Origin of the sequence: Agrobacterium sp. MCAB5, assembly GCF_052114365.1 — a bacterium.
In the GTDB taxonomy this organism is placed as follows: Bacteria; Pseudomonadota; Alphaproteobacteria; order Rhizobiales; family Rhizobiaceae; genus Agrobacterium; species Agrobacterium tumefaciens.
Genome location: NZ_JBFREP010000037.1, coordinates 1 through 1,224, shown reverse-complemented (window position 1 = coordinate 1,224; position 1,224 = coordinate 1). Strand labels below are relative to the sequence as shown.

Genomic DNA, 1,224 nt, shown 5'->3' with positions numbered 1-1,224 from the left:
TTCGAGATCATCCCGATGCTGCTGGTCGCTGTCCTGTGGTACCTGCTCATCACCTCGGTCCTTAACATAGGCCAAGGATACATCGAAGCCTATTACGGCCGCAGCGACCGGCGCAACGGCGCAACCGCCAAGCCTGCCGCAGTCACAGAGGAGGCAAGCCATTGACTATCGTCGATACCACCAAGCCCCTCGTCCAGGCTCGTGACGTGCACAAGTCGTTCGACCAGCTCGAAGTTCTGAAAGGCATAAACCTGGATATCATGCCGGGCGAAGTCGTGGCCGTTTTGGGACCGTCCGGCTCGGGCAAATCCACCTTCCTGCGCTGTATCAATCATCTCGAAGATATCCAGAAAGGATATATCGAGGTGGATGGAGAGCAGATAGGTTACCGGGTGAAGAACGACCATCTGGAAAAGCTGTCGCCCACAGGCATTGCCAAACAGCGCCGCAAGATCGGCATGGTGTTCCAGAGTTTCAATCTCTACCCGCACATGACGGTGCTGCAGAACATCATCGAGGCTCCTGTCGGTGTTCACGGTGAGAGCCGCAAGGATGCGACCGCAAATGCCCGGCAACTTCTGGAGCGCGTCGGTCTGTCGGAAAAGGCGGACGCCTATCCGCGGCAGCTCTCCGGCGGCCAGCAGCAGCGTGTGGCGATCGCCCGCGCATTGGCGATTAAGCCGAAGCTGATGCTGTTCGACGAGCCGACCTCGGCACTCGATCCGGAACTGGTCGGCGAGGTGCTGACGACCATGCGGGATCTGGCAAAGCAGGGTCTCACCATGATCGTCGTCACCCACGAAATCGGTTTTGCCCGTGAAGCGGCCGACCGGGTGGTGTTCATGGACGGCGGCGTGGTCGTCGAACAAGGCAAGCCCAAGGACGTGATCGGCAATCCGCAACATCCGCGCACGCAGGCTTTCCTGGCGCGCTTCCTTTAAGTCCTCCCCGACTAGCCCCGGCCGAAAGGCCGGGGTCTTTTGTTCAAAATCTGAAAAGTCCGGATATCCCATGCCTAGCCAAGACAATCTCTACGCCCGCGTCTCCGATTTCGAGGCTATGGAAGCCGAGCTGAAGACCACCCGCCAGCATCTCCATGCCCACCCGGAACTCTCCTTCGAAGAAGCCGAAACCGCCGGCTATGTTGCCGAAAAGCTCCAAAGCTGGGGTTATACGGTAACTCGCAATGTTGGCGGGCATGGCGTTGTCGCCACGCTCAAGAAC

At 58.9% G+C, this 1,224-nt stretch carries 1 protein-coding gene and 2 pseudogenes; all 3 read left to right on the top strand.

Annotated features, from left to right (window positions below):
• A pseudogene (locus AB4Z23_RS27110) lies at positions 1-165 on the top strand (amino acid ABC transporter permease); the annotation flags it as partial.
• Entirely contained in the window at positions 162-941 is a 780-nt protein-coding gene (locus AB4Z23_RS27105; RefSeq protein ID WP_441361135.1) for an amino acid ABC transporter ATP-binding protein, read from the top strand. The pseudogene AB4Z23_RS27110 and the gene AB4Z23_RS27105, both read left to right, overlap by 4 nt.
• Positions 942-1,011: 70 nt before the next feature.
• Positions 1,012-1,224 (top strand): annotated as a pseudogene (locus AB4Z23_RS27100) (amidohydrolase); the annotation flags it as partial.